Raw genomic sequence first — 19,038 nt, 5'->3', positions numbered from 1 at the left:
TGGATTGTACACCGCCGGCGAAGAATGTAAAGCGCCATTTTAATGAACGCCGTAGTACGCGAACTCTACGCCGCAAGGGCCGCCGTCCGGGTTCGATTCCAAATCGACCTCTGTGCCGTCCGCGCGGTAGAGCGGCCGATAGCCTTGCCCGATGCGCGCGGCGGACGCGTTCGCGTAATGGCAAATGAACGCGCGCCGGAACCGGTCCTTCGTTTTATTTCGATACGAGCCGTGAATGAGGTTGCCGTTGAAAAAGAGCACGTCGCCCGCTTCCATGACGACCGGCACCGGCTTCGCGCCGGCCGGCGGCTTTACGAAGTGCGTCGTGAACGATTCTTTCGCGTCCGCTTCGTCCGGACAGACGATCTCGTGCGACTGCGTGTTCGGCACGACCAGCAAGCCGCCGTTCTCCTCGTCGGCGGGATCGACCGCCGTCCAAGCGGCGATGCAGTTGCCCGGCTCGACCTTCAAATAGAAGTTGTCTTGGTGCAGCGCTTGCCCCCTCGAGCCGGGCGGCTTGTAATAGAACATGCTTTGCGCCGCGAGCGGCTCTTCGCCGTACAGCGCTCGCAGCACCTCCAACACCGGCGGATGCAGCATATACTTCTTCGCCGTCGCGTCGAACCGGTGCGGATGCATCACCCGCGGGTACCGCTTCAGCGGATCGTCTTTGCCCGCCTCGAAATCCGGCTCGAAATAGCCGGGAATCGTCCGATGGCTCATCTCCTCGAACGTCCGGACGATCTCGGCCAGCTCTTCCGGCCCGAACACCCCTTTCGCGATCGCATATCCGTCTTCCTCGAAGCGGCGGCGCAGTTCCTCGAGCTGCTCGTTCCTCTGCTTTTCCATTGCCCTCTCCCCCTTGCGCAAGCGTGTTATCATTGCGATTTTCCTTTATCGTAAAGGATGAACGGGGTTATAATGAAGTAACGATCTCGCTGACTAATCACAGGATCCTGCTATCGGAGGGCGGCAATCATCAGCTTCGAAAACGTTATGGAAGTATACGGGGGAGAAGGCCCGGGCTCCGTCTCCGTCGGCCGGTTCCGCGTAGACGACGCGTACGAGGTCGATCGTCCGCAAGGCCGGGGCGACTGGCTCGTCACGTTCACGCTGGAAGGGGAGGGGTTCTTTCGCACGCCGCAGGGCGAACGGTCCGTCGGCGCCGGCGACGTCGCGGTGCTGAAGGCGGTCGTGCCGCATCGCTACGGGACGAAGCCCGGCGCGAGGTGGCATTTCGTATGGGCGCATTTCCCGCTCGGCGCGATGGAGCCGATCCTGCTGCCCGACGCGGAGACGTCGGTGCGTTCGATCGCGTCCGTCGAGGCGCGCAGGCGCATCCTGCGCGCCTTCCGCCGGGCGCTCGGCGACGCGGCGTCGCAAGGGCCGTTCTGGAACGAGCTGTGCCTAAGCGCGCTGCAGGAAGCGCTGGCCGTCGCCGGCCGCAGCGACGCCCGGCGGCTCGACCCCCGCGTCGAGGAGACGCTTCGGCTGCTGTCGGCGCGCCGCCGCGAGCCGGTACGCGTCGAAGCGCTGGCCGCGGAGGTCGGCTTATCGCCGTCGCGGCTGTCGCATCTATTTAAGGAAGCGACGGGTCAGTCGATCGTCGACGCGCTGAACGCAATGCGCGTGCGCGAAGCCGCCTTGCTGCTCGAGCATAGCCGGCTGGGCGCCGCGGAGATCGCGTACGACGTCGGCTTTCAAAATTACAACCACTTCCTCGCGCAATTCCGCAAGCGGCTCGGCGCCAGTCCGAGCGAGTACCGCCAACGATTGCGGAATATGTCGGGCGGCGCTGCCGGGAAGAAAAAATAACTGCATCATTTGTTCGACCGCACGCATTCATAAGAAAAACTCGTCTGCCGACGAGTCCTCTAGGTTCGAGCATATTCATCATACGTGCAAGCAGGCGTGGGTCCTACGCTCCGCTTGCTCCATTGCAGGTGTGTTGTCCGATCGAATGGGATCAAGGTAACAACACGCCTGCAAAACGTCGCTGCTTCGCCGGCGCTCCGGTATGCCCCACGCCTTCCTATCGTTAGCGAAAGCGTTACCGGAACTTCGGCAGCCAGTCGCCGTGCGCTTCGATCAGGTCGTCGCACATCGCGACGATATCGTCCATCGACAGCTCGGCCGCCGTGTGCGGGTCAAGCATCGCCGCATGGTAAATATGCTCCTTCTTGCCCGTCATCGCCGCTTCGATCGTCAGCAGCTGCGTATTGATGTTCGTCCGGTTCAGCGCGGCGCATTGCGGCGGCAGATCGCCTACATACGTCGGCGTGACGCCGCTGCGGTCGACGAGGCACGGCACCTCGACGCACGCCTCGCGCGGCAGGTTCGAGATGAGGCCGCCCGTGTTCATGACGTTGCCGCCGATTTTGAACGGCTTGTTCGTCTCCATCGCCTCGAAGATATAAGACGCATATTCGTGCGATCGGGTATGCGACAGGTTGGCGTCGTTCACGAGTTCGTCGCGCATCTTCGCCCACTGCTCGATCTGGTTGACGCAGCGGCGCGGATATTCGTCGAGCGGAATGTTGAATCGCTCGATCAGCTCCGGGTAGTTGCGCTTGATAAAGTACGGATGGTACTCCGCGTTATGCTCGGACGACTCGGTAATGTAATAGCCGAATTTCAGCATCATCTCGTAGCGCACCATGTCGCCGTGCTTTTCTTTCTGCTTCTCGGCCGCGCGCCGCTTGATTTCCGGATACAGATCGACGCCGTCCTTCGACACCTCGAGCAGCCACGCCATGTGGTTGATGCCCGCGATCTTCGACTTGACGCCCTCCGAATCGATGCCGAGGTGGCGGAACAGATGCGGTACGCACACCTGCACGCTATGGCACAGACCGACCGTCTGCACGCCGCCGTGCGTGTTCATGACGTTCGTCAGCACCGCCATCGGGTTCGTGTAGTTCAGGAACCACGCGTCCGGGCACACCTCGCGAATATCTTTCGCGAAGTCGAGCATGACGGGAATCGTACGCAAATTGCGGAAAATGCCGCCGATCCCGACCGTATCCGCGATCGTCTGCCGCAGACCGTATTTCTTCGGGATTTCGAAATCGGTGATCGTGCACGGATCGTAGCCGCCCACTTGAATCGCGTTCACGACGTATTTCGCGCCGCGCAGCGCTTCCTTCCGATCGGTATACGACTTTACGACGCAGCTGCTGCCGACCGTCCGCTTGATGTTGTTGAGCATCATCTCCGAATCCTTCAGCCGCACGTGGTCGATATCGAACAGCGCCAGCTCGAAGCCCTGCAGCGCCGGCGTCATCATCGTGTCGCCGAGCACGTTTTTCGCGAAGACGGAGCTTCCCGCTCCCAAGAACGTAATTTTCGTCATCGTTCGAACCCTCCAACTCATGATTGAACATGTTCTCCTTCAATATAGGGGAGGCGTGCGCGCAAGCATATGGAGGAAACGAAGAGAGATATGGATTTTTGTAGTCCGTTCAGGTACGCTTGGGAGAAAAGGAGGCGGGCGACGTTGCCGGTCATCGCAGAACACTACAGCTTCGTAACCTATGTGAATCGGGCGAAGGGTCCCGGCGAAATGACGGTATTATTCAGCGGGGAAGGGCGTCCGGTGGAGCTGCACAACACCGGTCCGGGCATCCACGATTATTACTTGATCCACACGATCGTCTCGGGCAACGGCAGCTTCTCGCTGAACGGAACGCATTACATTTGTGGTGCCGGGGATACGTTCGTCATTTTCCCGGGAGCGCTTCATCAGTACGTTGCGGCCGAAGTCGAACCTTGGCATTACGTCTGGGTCGCCTTCCACGGCCACCGGTCCGAGCCGCTGCTCCAGCAGCTGGGCATCACCCCGGAGCGGCCCGTCGTCCGCGGCAGCGGCACGCGCAAAGCGTTCTCCCTCTACCGCAAGCTGCGCCGGACGCTGCGCGACGCGGAACGGCCGGCGCTGGCCGACTTGGAGGCGGAAGGGTTGCTTCGCCTCTTGCTGCACGAGCTCTCGCTCGCCAGCGGGGCGCAGCTGCCCTCGGCGCCGTCGGCCGAATCCCCGGCGAAACGGCAGGTCGAACAAGCGATGCGTTGGCTCGAGCTGCAGCACGCGCAGCCGATTTCCATCGAACAGCTGTCCAAGTCGTTAGGTTATCATCGCACGCATTTGTCGAAAATTTTCAAGGAGACGATCGGCCTCTCGCCGATGCAATACCTGATGCAAATTCGGCTCGAACGCGCGAAATCGCTGCTGGGCAGCCGTTGGTCGGTCGAGGAGGTCGCCTCCTCGGTCGGGTTCGCGGACCCGTTGTACTTTTCGAAGCAATTCCGCAAGCGGTTCGGCGTGTCGCCGACGGCATTCCGAAGATCGTCATCAAAGTAAACTGAACGGTCGGTTTTCGTTTTGACTAGTCAGTCAAGATTGTGCTATGCTTCCCGTATCACCTTCCCTACAGAAAAGAGGATACGCGGAGCATGAGAGGAATCATACGCTTTTCCCTGAACAACCGGTTCGCCGTTCTGATTCTGACGATCATCGTGACCGTCGCCGGTCTCTATGCCGGCCTGAACATGAAGCAGGAGACGCTGCCGAATTTGGAAGTGCCGTATTTGCAAATTACCGCCGTCTATCCCGGCGCGGCGCCGGAGGAGGTCGCGGAGTCGATCACCGGCCCCGCCGAGCAGCGACTCCTCCATTTGCCCGGCGTGAAGACGGTCAACTCCTCCTCGATGGAAAACGTCTCCGCCATTACGATCGAATACGATTACGGCGTCGACATGGACAAGGCCGCGGCGGAGGCGCGCGAGGCGCTCGAGCTTCTTTCGCTCCCCTCCGGGGCGCAGGAGCCGACCGTCTCGCGCATCAGTCTGAACGCGTTCCCGGTCGTCTCGCTCAGCGTCGCCGATCCGAACGGCTCGCTGGAGGAGCTGACGAAGCTCGTCGAACGGGAGATTCAGCCCGCGCTGGAGGGCCTCGACGGCGTCGCGAGCGTCCAAATCGCCGGTCAATACGTGACCGAGGTGTCGCTGCGGTTCGACGCCGAGGCGCTGCGGCGCCGCGGACTGACGGAGGACGCCGTCAAGGGCGTCGTGCAGGCGTCCGCGTTCTCCGCGCCGCTCGGGTTGTACGAGCTCGGGAACGAACAGAAGACGATCGTCGTCGACGGCGGCGTCAAGACGATCGAAGATCTCGAGAACGTGCCGATTCCGATCGCCGGACCGACGGGCCTCTCGACAGTACCGCTGAAGGAGGTCGCGACGCTGGCCGTGACGGGGCGCTCCGAGTCGATCTCCCGGACGAACGGCTCCGAGTCGATCGGCATTCAGATCGTCAAGGCGCAGGACGCCAATACGGTCGACGTGGTCAACGCCGTGAAGGACGAAGCCGCGTCGCTGCGCGACCGGTACCCGACACTCGAGGTGACGACGCTGCTCGACCAAGGCGAGCCGATCGAGCAATCGGTCAAGACGATGCTCGAGAAGGCCGCCTTCGGCGCATTGTTCGCGATTCTCATCATCCTGCTGTTCCTGCGCAACGTGCGCTCGACGATCATCTCCGTCGTCTCGATTCCGCTGTCGCTGCTCATCGGCGTCTTGCTGCTGCAACAACTGGACATCACGCTGAACATGATGACGCTCGGCGCGATGACGGTCGCGATCGGCCGCGTCGTCGACGACTCGATCGTCGTCATCGAGAACATCTACCGCCGCATGTCGCTGCCGAACGAGTCGCTGAAGGGGAAGGCGCTGATTCTCGACGCCACGCGCGAGATGTTCATCCCGATTCTATCCTCCACGATCGTGACGATCGCGGTGTTCCTGCCGCTCGGCGCCGTGAGCGGCATGGTCGGCGAGCTGTTCCTGCCGTTCGCGCTCACGATGGTGTTCGCGCTTCTCGCCTCGCTGCTCGTGGCGATTACGGTCGTGCCGGCGATGGGCTTCGCGATGTTCAAGAACGGGCTGAAAGGCAAGGCGCACGACGAAGCGAAGGTCGGCCGGCTCGCCGGCGCGTACAAGCGCGCGCTGCGGTGGACGCTGGATCATAAAACGATTTCGATTGTCGTCTCCTTCGCCCTGCTGTTCGGCAGCTTCGCCCTCGTCCCGGCGATCGGCGTCAGCTTCCTGCCCGAGGAGGAGCAGAAATACGCCATGGTCTCCTACACGCCCGCTCCGGGCGAACGGCTGGCGGATGTGGAGGCGATCGCGCTCCAAGCGGAGACGCTGTTGCTGAAAGACGAGCGGGTAACGAATTTCCAATACTCGGTCGGCGGCAGCAATCCGATGAGCCCGGGGCCTTCCCGGTCGGCGCTGTTTTATATCCAGTATCCCGACGATACCGAAGCGTTCGAAGACGTGAAGAACGCATTGGTCGACGCCCTTGCGGAACAAGCCCCGGGGGAAGGCGAGTGGGGACAGATGGATTTCTCCGGCGGCTTCGGCGGCGCCGGTCTAAATCTCCATGTGTACGGCGATACGATGGAGGAGATCGAAGCGGCGATCGCGGACATCCAAGGGCTGATGGAGGACGACGGCCGATTCGAGAACATCGAGTCGAGCCTGTCCGAGACGTACGGCCAATATACGCTCGTCGCGGATAAGGAGAAGCTGAGCGGCCTCGGCCTCACGCCCGGGCAGCTCGTTCTGGCGCTTAGCCCGTCTCGCGAGCGGCCGGTGTTGACGAACGTCGAGATCGAAGGCAAGACGTACGAGGTCGTCGTCGCCGCCGATCCGAAGACGTACGGCTCGATCGAGGATATCGAGCGGACGACCGTCGCCTCGCCGCTCGGTTTCGAGGTCGCCGTCGGCGACGTCGTCGACGTGGTCGAGGGCGACTCCCCGGACACCGTCACGCGCAAGGACGGGCGGCTGTACGGCAGCGTCTCCGCCGACATTACGGCGAAGGACGTCGCGAAGGCGTCCTCCGACCTGGAGGCGGCCATCGACGCGAAGCTGACGCTGCCGCCGACGGTCGACGTCGAATTCGGCGGCGTCGCGGAGCAAATTAACGAGACGTTCGCGCAGCTCGGTCTCGCGATGGCCGCGGCGATCGCGATCGTCTACCTCGTGCTCGTCGTCACGTTCGGCGGCGGCCTCGCGCCGTTCGCCATTCTGCTCTCGCTGCCGTTCGCGATCATCGGCGCGCTCCTCGCCCTGCTGATTGCCGGCGAGACGATCAGCGTCTCCGCGATGATGGGCGCGCTCATGCTGATCGGCATCGTCGTCACGAACGCGATCGTCCTCGTCGACCGGGTCATTCGTAAGGAGAAAGAGGGGCTCTCGACGCGCGAAGCGCTGCTCGAAGCGGCCGCGACCCGTCTCCGTCCGATTCTGATGACCGCGCTCGCGACGATCGGCGCGCTGCTGCCGCTGGCGTTCGGGCTCGAGGGTGCGGGCATCATCTCTAAGGGACTCGGCGTCACCGTCATCGGCGGCCTCGCCAGCTCGACGGCGCTCACGCTCGTCATCGTGCCGATCGCCTACGAATTACTAATGAAGCTGCGCAAGGGCGGCATCGAAGAGTCCATCTGACAAGGAGCTGGGCCGAATGAACGACAAGAAGGAACAGATCATCGAGACGGCGCTGCGTCTCTTCGCCGCCAAGGGCTTTCACGCGACGTCGATCCAAGACATCGCCGAAGCGATCGGTATCGCCAAGGGCTCTGTTTATATTCACTTTAAATCGAAAGAAGATATGCTCGTATCCGCGCTCAAGCACACCGTGCAGCGCATGATCGAGGACGTCGGCCGCGCCGCCGCCGCGCCGGGGCTGTCTCCGCGGGAGCGGCTCGTCCGCAAAACCGCAGAGCAGCTTCGCTTCGCCACCGAACACAAGTCGTTCTTCCTCATGTTGATGAACGAAGGGATGCTGCACGTGAACGAGGAGCTGAAGTCGTTCATGCTCGAATTGCGCATCCGCGGCTTCCGTTGGGCGCAGGCGGATATTCAGGACGTCTATGGCGAGCGGGTCGGTCCGTACGCCTTGGACGCCGTGGCCGTCCTGCAAGCGCTGTGCGCGCAATACACCGGATACTTGCTCATCGAACAAGCCGAGATCGACATCGAAGCGTTAGCCGCTTTCCTTGCCGACCGACTCGACGACGCCGTGGACGGAATGATTCGCAAGGGCCTCCCCCCGATCTTAACCGAACGTACGCTGGCCGGCACCTCCCTCGGGACGGAAGCCGGCGATCCCGTCGGACCGATCGACCTTCGCGCCCAGTGGCTCCGCGTCCTGCGGGAGGCGATTCGGGAATCCGTCCGCGACGACGCGAAGCGCGAGGAGCTGCTCGGGTATACGGTCGTGTTGGAAGCCGAGCTGCGGAAGCGGGCGCCGTCCGATCCGATCGTTCTCGGCGTGCTCGAGCATCTGCGCGAAGCGGAACCGGCGATGATCGGGCAGCTGGTCCGTCAGCTGGAGAAGGCGATCGTTCAATAACCCCGTAAAATAATATTTAACATATACGTTGATAAAGTTATGCAATCGGTTCATAATGGAAGGGCACGCAACTAGATTTACTACAGGGAGGACGATCCACATGTACGATATCGCCATCATCGGCGCCGGTCCGGCCGGGGCCAGCGCCGCGATTTTCGCGGCGAAAGCCGGAAAGAAGACGATCGTCGTCGACAGCGACAAAGGCGCGACGAGACGCGCGTGGTTCGAAAATTTCTACGGCATCGAAGCGATCGACGGACCGTCGCTCGTCGACATCGGCATCGCGCAGCTCAAGAAGTTCGGCGCGGAGTACGTGCTTGACGAAGCGGCGAGCATCGCCGCGATCGACGGCGGGTTCGCGATCGCGACGACCGGCGGCGTAAGCTATGAAGCGAAGCATGTCGTCTTGGCGACGGGCCTCTCCGTCGAGCTCGGCGAGAAGCTCGGCGTGAAAGTCGCGCCCGGCACGGAGCCGCGCATTAAGAGCATCTTCGAGGTCGACGCGTCCGGGCGTACGAACGTCCCCGGCGTATGGGCCGCCGGCACGGTCGCCGGCGTCAGCATGCACGGCGTCATTACCGCGGGCGACGGCGCGAAGGTCGCCATCAACATTATCAGCGAGCTGAACGGCGAACGGTACGTCGACCACGACGTCTTCCAGCCGAAGGCATAAATTCAGAACGCAACGGAGCTGTCCCTAACGCTATGAATCTAGCGAAGGGGCGGCTCTTTTTGTTACAAAAAAAATCGCCGCCTTCGGTTGTACGAAGGCGGCGACCTTAGTCACCGAAGGCGCGATTTTTGCTGCGTGACCCGAGGCCCGCTAGGAATGCGACAGTACGAGCTCCTCGCGGTTTTCCGCCTGCGGCGGTTCTTCCATCCAACCGTGCTTGATCATGAGCTTGCCGCCCTCCTGAGCGAAGTTGTACACCTTGGTCGCCAGCGCGATCAGCTTGAGCGGCAGATCGCTGCGCAGGCTGAACGACGTGCCGAGCGCATTGCCGCCGAGGCCGAAGGTCGTCAGCAGGTTCGTGCAGTACATCATCAGCTTGTCGGAAAATACCGGCGCGGTCGAGTCGGTCGCCCGTCCGCCGGGCGCCGGCGACGGATTCATATCGCTCTCCATGAAGAGCGACCGAACCATGTCGACCGTGTCTCTCGCAAGCTCGAGGCCTTGCTCGAAATACCTTCTCGCGTCCGGCTCCGCAGCGACCTGCGCGAAGCCGGTCATTAGCTCGAGCCCGAAGGCGTTCGTCTCCAGCTGCTGATACAAATGAGCGGTCTCCACCAAGTTGACCGGCCTGGCTTTGTGCAGCACGCTATGCCCCTTCATGTACTGCAGCCCCTCCACGAATTCCGTCTCTTGCGGCGGGGTGACGATCGGCGGACGCGTCAGCATGCCCCGCTTCAGCAGCAGTTCCGTCGCGTCCTCGTACATGTTCTGGGCTTTGTTCGTCAACTCGACGTTCAACCGCCGAACGTCTTCCCGATACGACATCCCCAGGTGGAGCGCGCCGATCCCCCCCGTAATTTTGGCCAACATCCGAAGGAAGGAGACGGCGAACATGCCGTTGAACAGCGCCGGCGCGTCCGGCTTGACGTCCGTGTCGCCGAAGCCGACCGGTACGACTGCGCCTTCCCGCTCGAGGATCCCCCGGATGGCTTCGATAAAACCCCCTGCGTCCGTGTAAGCCCGGGTGAGCAGCGCTCGCGATTCCTCGTCCGCTTCATGCCGGAGGAAGTGCTTCAGCATCTGATAGGTCATCGTCTTCTCTTGATACGTCATCCACAGCGATCCGAGCTCGGAAGAGGCCAGAGGTACGGTACGCGGTTCGATCATAGCTGTTCCCTCGCTTCCAAGGTCTTGATATGCAGCTATGATTCCCCGCGGGACCCTCGCTTATGTGGGGCCGATCCCGCGAAACCGGAACGTATGCGTATAGGCCCGGTCTGCCGGCAGCGTATATTCCGCATGCGCCTTCGCGCCCCAGCTGTCGTCGCCGCCGACGCCCATCTGGCGAAGATTGGCCCGCACGACCGTCTTGCCGCCGAACGCCTTCAGCTGGTACGGATAGCTGCAGCTCTCCAGCTCGAGCGGCGTGAACGGCAGCGCGCTCCACTCCATCGTGGGCGATCCCGAGAATCGAAGGCCGAAGCCCGCCTCGTCCGTCACGCAAGCCCACCGCACCTCCGTCTTGTTGCCGCTCTCCTGCGGCCGCAAATACGGCGCCAACTGCTCTTGGACCTTCCCCTCGTAGATGCCCAGTTTTCCCCCGTTCATCCGATCCCAGTACGTCTCCTGCGGCCCGTTCCCGTACCACCGAACGGAATCGAGGCGTCCGTCCAGCAGGAACAACATGCCGATCTCCGGAATTTCCGGCAAGCCGCCGCCCGGCGTCAGCGTCTGCGTCACTTCTACCTCGCCGTTCGGGTATACCGCGTACGCGACGACGCATGTCGTCCGCGAAGAACCGTACGCCTCCGGCAGGCCGAGCTCGAACGTCGTCTCGACGAAGACGCGCTCGGCGCCCGCCTCGACGCGCATCGCCGTCATTCTTCGGGCGGCGCCGGCAAGCCGCCACGGGGCGCAGCGAACGTGATGGTTCGCGCCGCGATCGTTGTCCGTGTACGCGCGCCAGAAGTTCGGCGCCGGCGGCGCGCTGACGAGATCCCGCCCTTGGCGTCGATACCGCGAAAGATGGCCGAAGCGCTTTTCGAACGATACGGTAAAATCGTCGCCGAACACCTGAACCGTGACCGCGTTCTCGACGACCCGAAGCGTCGCGCCGGGAGCGGCGGAAGACGCCGGCGAAACCGCCGAAGCGGCGCGCTCGAGCGCGATTTGGCCGAACGCGATCTCATGCCCGGCAGGCGCCCAGCGCTCGTCCTGGCGCAGGACGAAGCTCGCCTCGACGACGTACTCCCGATCCCCCGACGACAGCGCGTCCGGCGCGAACGGCGCGCGCGCCTCCGCGCTTTCGCCCGGCGCCAGCGTTACCGTCGTCCGCTCGACCGCGACCGGCTCGCCGTCCTGCAGCAGCGTCCAGACGCAGTCGAAGGCGTTCAAATTCGTAAACAAGAACCGGTTCGTCAGGCGGAAGACGCCCGCCGCCGCGTCGACGGTTTCGAACAAGACGTTCTGGTAGCATGCTTTCGCTTCGGGCAGCTTCGGCGAGGCGGAGCGGTCCGCGAAGACGAGTCCGTTGCCGCAGAAGTTGCCGTCGTTCGGGTTGTCGCCGAAGTCGCCGCCGTACGCGAGGTACGTCGACGTCCCGTCCGGCGTCGCCTTGCGCAGCGCTTGGTCGAGCCAATCCCAAATAAACCCGCCTTGCAATACGGGGTATTTATAAAACAACTCTACGTATTTGTGCAGGTTGCCGAGCGAATTTCCCATCGCATGCGAATATTCGCACAGCAGGAACGGCTTTTTCGGCTCCGGCGCCTCGGCGTATGCGTAAAGCTGGGGCAGCTTCGAATACATCTGGCTTTCGACGTCGGAAGCCGCCTCCGAGGCGCGGTACAGGGTTACGCCCTCGTAATGGACCGGCCGGGTCGGATCGGCCGCTTTGAGCAAATCCCGCATCGCGAGGAAGTTGTCGCCGCCGAACGATTCGTTGCCGAGCGACCACATCACGACGGAGGGATGGTTTTTGTCCCGCTGCAGCATCGAATTCGCCCGGTCGAGCACGGCGTCCCGCCATTCCGGCTTGCTGCCCGGCAGCGCGCCTTCCTCCTCCTTCTGCCCGTAAAACCAGGAGCCGTGCGTCTCGAGGTTCGTCTCGTCGATCACGTACAGACCGTATTCGTCGCATAAATCGTACCACAGCGGATGGTTCGGATAGTGCGACGTGCGCACCGCGTTCATGTTATTCGCCTTCATCAGCTTCACGTCCGCGAGCATATCCTCGTACGTGATCGCCCGTCCTCGATCGCAGTGGAACTCGTGCCGGTTGACGCCCTTGAAGACGATGCGCCGGCCGTTGATCCGCATCAAGCCGTCGCGGATTTCGAACGTGCGGAACCCGACCCGGCAGCTGACCGCTTCGAGCAAGCCGCCTTCCGCGTCGCGCAGCGCCAGAACGAGCGTGTACAAATTCGGCTGCTCGGCGCTCCACGGGAGCGGCCGCTCTATGGCGCGAGCGAACGACGCCTCGGCTTCGCCGTTCGCGCCGAACGCCAGCGCGACGGCCGCCGCCGCCGCGGGCACCGGCGCGCCGTCCGCCCCGTAAAGCGCCGCCTCGAGCGTCGCCGCGCCGTCCGGCGCCCCGTCCGCGCGCGCGACCGTCGCAGAGACGCGCAGCTCGCCGTGCTCGTACCGTTCGTCGAGCGCGGCGACCGCGAAGAAGTCGGCGACGTGCACGGCCGACGGCGCGAACAAATACACCTCGCGAAAAATTCCGCTCAGCCGCCAAAAATCTTGATCCTCCAGCCAGCTGGCGTCGCTCCAACGATACACCTCGACCGCCAGCTTGTTCTTTCCCTCGACGAGGTACGGCGTAAGATCGAATTCGGCCGGCGTGAACGAATCCTCGCTGTAGCCGACGAACTCGCCGTTGACCCACACGTAAAACGCCGATTCGACGCCTTGAAAGCTAATGCGCACCTGCCGGCCGCGCCAGCTTGCAGGCGTCTCGAACGTGCGCGCGTAAGAGCCGACCGGATTGCGTTCCTCCGGCGCGAAGGGCGGGTTCACGACCTCTTTCCCTTCCCACGGATACCGAATGTTCGTATACTGCGGCGTATCGTAGCCGTGAAGCTGCCAATGCGAAGGCACCGGCAGCTCCGCCCATCCGGAACAGTCGTAATCCGTCCGATAGAAATGCTTCTCCCGCTCCTCCGGCCGCTCGGCATAACTGAATTTCCACGTTCCGTTCAGCGACATAAAATACGGGGACGCGTACCGGTCCCCCGCGAGCGCTTGCTCGATCGTATCGTACGGCATGAAGGTCGCATGCGCCTTCAGGCGATTCACCTGAAACACCTCAGGATTGTTGTTCCACTCCGGAAACCCGTTCGCCGGCGGCGTGTATCGCGGCATCGGCCCACACTCCTCATATTTGGAAAATGTTTTTCCCCGCGCCGCCCAACGAGACGCGCCGGTTTCCTCTCTCCTTCGACATCCCGAAGGACATGTCCTGCCGGGCGCCCATGCAATTCGTCAATTATATACAAGTTGTATACAATGTGTTGACAGCCTCGCGCCGGGAGATCGATAATCGGTCATACATAACATCCCATCCCGAAGGAGGACCCTTCCGCATGAAACTCGGAATCGGCAGCTATACGCTCGCCTGGTCGATCGGCGTCCCTGGCTACGAACGGCCGGCCGCGCCGCTCGACGCCTTCGCGCTCCTCCGCATCGCGCGGGAAGCCGGGCTCTCGCTCGTGCAAATCGCCGACAACGTCCCGCTGCACGCTTGGACGCCCGCCGAGCTGGCCCGGCTGAAAGCCGAGGCCGACGAGAGCGGCGTCGCGCTCGAGGTCGGCACGCGCGGCACGGAGCCTTCGTTGCTTCTTGCGTATCTCGACGTCGCTCGAGCCGTCGGCTCCCCGTTCGTCCGGACGCTCGCGACGACGCCGGACCTCGACGCCGCGAAGGCGCAGCTGCTCGAGGCGCTGCCCGCGTACGAGCGCGCGGGCGTCGCCCTCGCGCTCGAAAATCACGGGCTGCATACGACGAAACAGCTCGTCCGCTTATTCGAAGAAGTCGGCTCCCCGTTCCTCGGGTGCTGTCTGGACACGGTCAATTCGTTCGGCGCGCTCGACAGCCCGGACACGGTCGTCGCCGACTTGATGCCGCACCTGCTTAATTTGCATATTAAGGATTTCGACATTACCCGGATCGACCATCAGATGGGCTTCGTCGTGCTTGGCACGCCGGCGGGCGCGGGCAAGCTGAACGTTCCGTCGCTGCTCCGCGCGGCGCGCGAACGCGGACGGCACGCGAACGCGATCCTCGAGCTGTGGCCTCCGTACCAAGGCAGCGTCGAAGCGACGATCGCCCTGGAACGCGAGTGGCTGCGGCAAAGTCTCGCTTATTTGCGGACGCTGCCGGAATTTCGATCGGGATGAGGGGGATGCCATGCCGGCCGTAACGTTGAAGGAGAAGGCGTACGACGCGATGCGACGCGCGATTCTCGACGGCGAGCTCCGGCCCGGCGATTTCCTGACCGAGCGGACGCTCGTCGAACGGCTGGGGATGAGCCGCACGCCGATCCGGGCGGCGCTCGAGCGGCTCGACGCCGAGGGGCTGGCGAAATATACGCCGAATAAGGGGCTGATCGTCTCGGACATCTCGGCGGCGCAGGTCGCGGAGGTGTTCGATTTCCGAATCGCGATCGAAGGATATGTCGCGAAACGGCTCGCGGGGGGAACGTGGCGCGAAGCGGACCGCGCCTGGTTCCGCGCCAACCTGCAGGAGCAGGAGCGATGCGTTCAGGCGAACGACGCCGAGCGCTTCACGGCAGCCGATGCCGCTTTTCACCGAAAGCTCGTCGAGCTGTACGACAACGGCGAAATGCTGAGGGCCGCGGACCGGCTGCAGGACCGGCTGTACCGGTTGGCGCTGCGCGTGCTTCGCAAGGATGCGCAGCGGATCCGCGCCTCGTACGAGGATCACCTGCGCATCTTCGAGCTCGCCGCCGCGGGGCGCGGCGACGAAGCGGCGCAGCGGATGGAAGCGCATCTCGAGTACGGGAAGCGGATTTTGTTGTCTTGATCGCCGCGCCGATTAGCCGCCCCGGGCAGGAGCGCCTTCGGGCGCGTCCGCGTTTTGCAGCAGGTACATGCGGTAGTAACGGCCTTGCAGCGCCATCAACTCCTCGTGCGTGCCGCGTTCTTCGATGACGCCGCGGTGCAGGACGAGAATGCGGTCGGCGTCCCGAATGGTGGACAGTCGATGCGCGATGACGAACGTCGTCCGCCCGTGACGGAGCACGTCCAGCGCGCGCTGGATCACTTGCTCCGTCTCGCCGTCTACGCTCGCCGTCGCCTCGTCCAAAATGAGAATGGCCGGGTCGAACGCGAGCGCCCGCGCGAAGGAAACGAGCTGCCGTTCGCCTGCGGACATCGTCGCGCCGCGTTCGACGACCGGCTCGCGGAGGCCGTGCGGCAGGCGCGAGACGAACGGCTCGGCGCCGACCGCCCGCAGCGCCCGGGCGACGTCCGCCTCGTCGATCGCTTCGTTGTACAGCGCGACGTTGAACCGCAGATCGCCGGTAAAGAGGAACGGATCCTGCAGTACGATGCCCATATGCTTTCGCAGCGCCTGCTTCGGCAGGGAGCGAATGTCGACGCCGTCGATGCGGATCGTGCCGCCGGTCGGTTCGTAGAAGCCTAACAATAGATTCATGATCGAGCTTTTGCCCGAGCCGGTATGGCCGACGATCGCGACGGTTTCCCCCCGCTTCGCCTCGAAGGCGACGTCCTTCAGCACGTTCTCGCCGGGGACGTAGGCGAAGGTGACGTTTTCGAAAGCGACATGCCCTTCCGGCCTCGGCACCGCCGCCTCCTTCCCCGCCTCCCTTGCGCCCTCCCCCTTGCGGTCCATCAGCGCGAACACCCGCTCTGCCGACACGAAAGCCCGCTGCGCGTTCGTCATCTGATCGAAGATGCCTACGATCGGCTCGTAGATGCGCCCGAGGTAATCGACGAACGCGTAGAGCACGCCGAACGAAATCGCCGCGGAGGCGAGCGATTGGCCGCCGAAATACCAGACGATGAGCGCCGTCAGCAGCCGTCCGATGAAGTAGACGACGTTCCGGCCGGAGAACGCGAAGATGCGGAATTGCTTGACCTGCGCCCGATACCGGTCCTCGTTCAGCCGCCGGAAGTCCGCGCGCATCGCCTCCTCCCGCCGGAACGCCTGTACGATCGGCATAACGTGAATCATCTCGTTCAACATCGCGTTCATCTCCGCGAGCCGCGACCGGATCGTCTGGACGAACGGCTTGGAGAACGTCAGATGCAAATACAGCAGCCCCGCGAATAGAGGCAAGATCAGCGCGCACAGCAGCGCGAGCCGCCATTCCAGAAAGAGGAGCGCCGCGAAGACGCCGAGAATGTTCAGGCCGCTGACGACGAACGTGGCGGTAAAGCTGATATACAGCTCCTTAATGTTCTCGGTGTCGTTGGATACGCGCGAGACGAGCTGCCCGATCGGCGTCTTATCGAAGAACGAGACGGGCAGCCGGTTCAGATGCCGGAACAAATCCATGCGCATGCGCTGCACGATGCGCTGCGCGGACGATTGCAGGAGATAACTCTGTATGTACGTCAGCGCGCTGCCTGCGACCGTCAGCCCTACGATCAATAGGACGAGGCCGTAGATTGGCCCGACATCGTACCGGTAAAACGCGGCCGCTTCGCTTCCGGTGACGCGCACCGCGCCGTACGCGGGGCTGTCGAGGGCGAATCCCCCGTCGCCCGAGACGAATCGCGCCGCCGCCCCGGCCGCCGGCGCCTCCGCAGGCAGCCAGTCGCTCCGCACGTACGCCATGTCCCGGAACGGCACGAAGCGCGCGCCCGCCGGCACGGCGTCCGGGGGCAGCTCGATCCATTCGCGCTGAATCGCCAGCAGATGCTCGTCGATGATCGTCTTCGTGACGATCGGCACGGAAAGCTGCGCCCCCATCGCCAGAACGAGGACGCCGAGCGCTAGCGCGACCTGGCGGCGGAAAAGCAGCAAGTAGGCGAACAGCCTGCGGGCGACGGCCCGGTCCTGCACGCGATCCTGGTCTTGTTCGAGTTCGATCATGGCCCCTCCTCCAGCAAGCTGCGCTCCAGCTGCTGCCGCTCGTATTGGCGGCGGTACCAGCCGCCCCGGCGCATCAACGCATCATGGTCGCCCTCCTCGACGATCCGCCCGTCGTCGAGCACGACGATGCGATGCGCATGCTTTACCGCGGACAGCCGATGCGTCGCGATGAACGTCGTCTTGCCGACCCGCGAACGCCGCACCTCGTCGAGAATGGCCGCTTCCGTGCGCGCATCGACCGCCGATAACGCGTCGTCGAGCACGAGCACGTCCGGGTCGACGAGCAGCGCCCGCGCGATGCCGATGCGCTGCTTCTGCCCGCCCGACAGCATGACGCCGTTCTCGCCGACGATCGTGTCGAGCCCCGCGGGCATGCGGGCGAGATCCTCCGCGAGGAACGCCTTGCGCGCCGCTTCGACAATGTCGTCCTCCGTCGCCTCGGGCCGGCCCAGCGCGATGTTGTCCCGGATCGAGCGGGAGAGCAGCATGTGCTCCTGCGGCACGTAGCCGATCCAGCCGAGCAGCCGCGCGAGCGGGATGCGCTCAATACCGACGCCGGACACGGTCAGCCGCCCCGGCTCGATCGGATATTGGCGCAGCAGCTGCTTTAGCAGCGTGCTCTTGCCGCTGCCGGTCTTGCCGACGACGCCGATCGTCTCCCCCCGCCGCGCCGACAGCCGGATGTCCTTCAGCCGGTCCAGCTCGGAGCCGGGGTAGCGGAACGTCAAGCCGTCGAAGGCGATATCGCCCGCGGCGGCGACCGGCGCGGGCTCCGCAGGCTCCGTCACGTCGGGCTGCTGCGCGAAGCTGTCTTCGATCCGGTTCACCGACGCGTTGCCCCGCTGCAAAATATTAATAAAGTCGCCGAACGCGATAAGCGGCCATACGAGCAGCCCGAGGTAAATGTTGAACGTCACCAGATCTCCGAGCGTGATGGCGCCGCGGGTGACCAGCATCGAACCGTACCCGATCGCGATGGCGAAGCTGATCCCCGTCACCGCCGAGATGACCGGCAGAAACAATGCATTCGTCCGCGCGACGCCGATGTTGGCCTCCATGACGTCTTTCGTCACCCGATCGAACGCCTCGATGTCCTTCTCCTCCTGCACGTACGAGCGCAGCACGCGCAGCCCTGAGATCGATTCCAGCACATGATCGTTCATCACGCCGAACCGCTGCTGCGCCACGCCGAATTGCGTCCGCATCCGGCGGCCGAGCACGTTGATCGCGACGGTCAGCAGCGGCATCGGGAGCAGCGCGGCGAACATAAGCCGCACGTCTACATAAAGAATCATGGAGACGACGACCACGACGATGCCGGTAATCGTGTTCGTGATCGTGACGACGCCGAAGCCGGCCGTGTTGCTGACCGCCTCGACGTCGTTCGTCGCGAGCGCCATCAGCTCCCCGGAACGGTTTCTTTGGAAGAACGACGGCTTCATGCGCGTCCAATGCGCCAGCAGCCGCTCGCGCAGCTCCTTATTCAGCAGCGACGCGCTGCCGAACAGCGAGTTGATCCAAACATAGGTGGCGAGATACATCGCGACCGCGATCGCGAGCAGCAGGCCGACCGTCGCGTCGAGGCTTTGCCGGGTCAGCCCGCCGCTCATGATACTGTCGATCGTGTCGCCGACGAGGCGCGGCGCGACGGAGTTCATGTAGCTGTTGCCCGCGATCAGCGCCATCGTAATGACGTAGAACGGCCATCGTTTTCGAAAAAACCAGCGTAAGCGCTGTACGAACAGCATGGGGACACCCTCATTTTCCAAGACGGAATTTCAATATTTCCCTATTGTAAGCGAATCCCCCAGCCGTGACTACCCGGTGACGAAAGTTTGGCGAATCGGTGAAAATTGTTTGAACGCGTCGGCCG

General features: G+C 63.4%; 13 protein-coding genes. 7 read left to right on the top strand and 6 right to left on the bottom strand.

The features are described from left to right. Window positions 1–39: 39 nt before the first annotated feature. Window positions 40–849 carry a phytanoyl-CoA dioxygenase family protein gene (locus VEZ38_RS14545; protein WP_324894617.1) on the bottom strand — a complete coding sequence of 270 codons (810 nt, stop codon included), beginning with the start codon at window positions 847–849 and terminating at the stop codon, window positions 40–42. Window positions 850–996: 147 nt separating this feature from the next. Here VEZ38_RS14545 and VEZ38_RS14540 point away from each other — a divergent pair, with 147 nt between their 5' ends. Beyond that, window positions 997–1,815, top strand: a complete 819-nt coding sequence (locus tag VEZ38_RS14540; RefSeq protein WP_324894615.1) for a helix-turn-helix domain-containing protein — start codon at window positions 997–999, stop codon at window positions 1,813–1,815. A 235-nt stretch (window positions 1,816–2,050) separates the two neighbouring features. Here the strand turns inward: VEZ38_RS14540 and VEZ38_RS14535 are convergent, their stop codons facing one another. Next, window positions 2,051–3,352: an alpha-glucosidase/alpha-galactosidase gene (locus VEZ38_RS14535; RefSeq protein ID WP_324894706.1), complete on the bottom strand. Its 1,302-nt coding sequence runs from the start codon at window positions 3,350–3,352 to the stop codon at window positions 2,051–2,053. Between the two features lie 144 nt (window positions 3,353–3,496). On the opposite strand from VEZ38_RS14535, the gene VEZ38_RS14530 reads away from it, so the two are divergent. From VEZ38_RS14530 to VEZ38_RS14515, 4 genes are all read left to right on the top strand, one after another. Continuing rightward, window positions 3,497–4,357, top strand: a complete 861-nt coding sequence (locus VEZ38_RS14530; RefSeq protein ID WP_324894613.1) for an AraC family transcriptional regulator — start codon at window positions 3,497–3,499, stop codon at window positions 4,355–4,357. Between the two features lie 92 nt (window positions 4,358–4,449). Further along, window positions 4,450–7,503: an efflux RND transporter permease subunit gene (locus VEZ38_RS14525; protein ID WP_324894611.1), complete on the top strand. Its 3,054-nt coding sequence runs from the start codon at window positions 4,450–4,452 to the stop codon at window positions 7,501–7,503. 16 nt (window positions 7,504–7,519) lie between these two features. Further along, window positions 7,520–8,410, top strand: coding sequence for a helix-turn-helix domain-containing protein (locus VEZ38_RS14520; RefSeq protein WP_324894609.1), 891 nt, complete (start codon window positions 7,520–7,522; stop codon window positions 8,408–8,410). Between the two features lie 100 nt (window positions 8,411–8,510). Further along, complete coding sequence (locus tag VEZ38_RS14515; protein ID WP_324894607.1) at window positions 8,511–9,083, top strand: FAD-dependent oxidoreductase; 573 nt, start codon at window positions 8,511–8,513, stop codon at window positions 9,081–9,083. Between the two features lie 150 nt (window positions 9,084–9,233). On the opposite strand, the gene VEZ38_RS14510 is transcribed toward VEZ38_RS14515, so the two are convergent. Both VEZ38_RS14510 and VEZ38_RS14505 read right to left on the bottom strand, forming a co-directional pair. Next, window positions 9,234–10,250 (bottom strand): DUF3231 family protein, encoded by a 1,017-nt coding sequence (locus VEZ38_RS14510; protein WP_324894606.1) that lies wholly within the window; start codon window positions 10,248–10,250, stop codon window positions 9,234–9,236. 60 nt (window positions 10,251–10,310) lie between these two features. Then, window positions 10,311–13,448: a glycoside hydrolase family 2 TIM barrel-domain containing protein gene (locus tag VEZ38_RS14505; protein WP_324894604.1), complete on the bottom strand. Its 3,138-nt coding sequence runs from the start codon at window positions 13,446–13,448 to the stop codon at window positions 10,311–10,313. A gap of 221 nt (window positions 13,449–13,669) precedes the next feature. Here VEZ38_RS14505 and VEZ38_RS14500 point away from each other — a divergent pair, with 221 nt between their 5' ends. Further along, window positions 13,670–14,482: a sugar phosphate isomerase/epimerase family protein gene (locus VEZ38_RS14500; RefSeq protein ID WP_324894602.1), complete on the top strand. Its 813-nt coding sequence runs from the start codon at window positions 13,670–13,672 to the stop codon at window positions 14,480–14,482. Window positions 14,483–14,492: 10 nt separating this feature from the next. Then, window positions 14,493–15,128, top strand: coding sequence for a GntR family transcriptional regulator (locus VEZ38_RS14495; protein ID WP_324894600.1), 636 nt, complete (start codon window positions 14,493–14,495; stop codon window positions 15,126–15,128). Window positions 15,129–15,140: 12 nt separating this feature from the next. Here the strand turns inward: VEZ38_RS14495 and VEZ38_RS14490 are convergent, their stop codons facing one another. Beyond that, window positions 15,141–17,165 (bottom strand): ABC transporter ATP-binding protein, encoded by a 2,025-nt coding sequence (locus VEZ38_RS14490; RefSeq protein ID WP_324894598.1) that lies wholly within the window; start codon window positions 17,163–17,165, stop codon window positions 15,141–15,143. Further along, complete coding sequence (locus VEZ38_RS14485; RefSeq protein ID WP_324894596.1) at window positions 17,162–18,913, bottom strand: ABC transporter ATP-binding protein; 1,752 nt, start codon at window positions 18,911–18,913, stop codon at window positions 17,162–17,164. Before VEZ38_RS14485 ends, VEZ38_RS14490 begins: the two co-directional genes overlap by 4 nt. Between the last annotated feature and the right edge of the window lie 125 nt (window positions 18,914–19,038).

It is taken from the genome of Paenibacillus sp. (genome assembly GCF_035645235.1).
GTDB lineage: Bacteria > Bacillota > Bacilli > Paenibacillales > YIM-B00363 > Paenibacillus_AE.
Note: the sequence above shows the minus strand (reverse complement) of the source record. Positions and strands in the feature narration are given on the sequence as shown.

Bases quoted from the DNA above. Each gene is read 5' to 3' on its own strand.
- VEZ38_RS14495 (WP_324894600.1), top strand. From the start codon at position 14,493: ATGCCGGCCGTAACGTTGAAGGAGAAGGCGTACGACGCGATGCGACGC.
- VEZ38_RS14520 (WP_324894609.1), top strand. From the start codon at position 7,520: ATGAACGACAAGAAGGAACAGATCATCGAGACGGCGCTGCGTCTCTTC.
- VEZ38_RS14525 (WP_324894611.1), top strand. From the start codon at position 4,450: ATGAGAGGAATCATACGCTTTTCCCTGAACAACCGGTTCGCCGTTCTG.
- VEZ38_RS14490 (WP_324894598.1), bottom strand. From the start codon at position 17,165: ATGATCGAACTCGAACAAGACCAGGATCGCGTGCAGGACCGGGCCGTC.
- VEZ38_RS14500 (WP_324894602.1), top strand. From the start codon at position 13,670: ATGAAACTCGGAATCGGCAGCTATACGCTCGCCTGGTCGATCGGCGTC.
- VEZ38_RS14515 (WP_324894607.1), top strand. From the start codon at position 8,511: ATGTACGATATCGCCATCATCGGCGCCGGTCCGGCCGGGGCCAGCGCC.
- VEZ38_RS14545 (WP_324894617.1), bottom strand. From the start codon at position 849: ATGGAAAAGCAGAGGAACGAGCAGCTCGAGGAACTGCGCCGCCGCTTC.
- VEZ38_RS14485 (WP_324894596.1), bottom strand. From the start codon at position 18,913: ATGCTGTTCGTACAGCGCTTACGCTGGTTTTTTCGAAAACGATGGCCG.
- VEZ38_RS14540 (WP_324894615.1), top strand. From the start codon at position 997: ATGGAAGTATACGGGGGAGAAGGCCCGGGCTCCGTCTCCGTCGGCCGG.
- VEZ38_RS14505 (WP_324894604.1), bottom strand. From the start codon at position 13,448: ATGCCGCGATACACGCCGCCGGCGAACGGGTTTCCGGAGTGGAACAAC.
- VEZ38_RS14510 (WP_324894606.1), bottom strand. From the start codon at position 10,250: ATGATCGAACCGCGTACCGTACCTCTGGCCTCTTCCGAGCTCGGATCG.
- VEZ38_RS14535 (WP_324894706.1), bottom strand. From the start codon at position 3,352: ATGACGAAAATTACGTTCTTGGGAGCGGGAAGCTCCGTCTTCGCGAAA.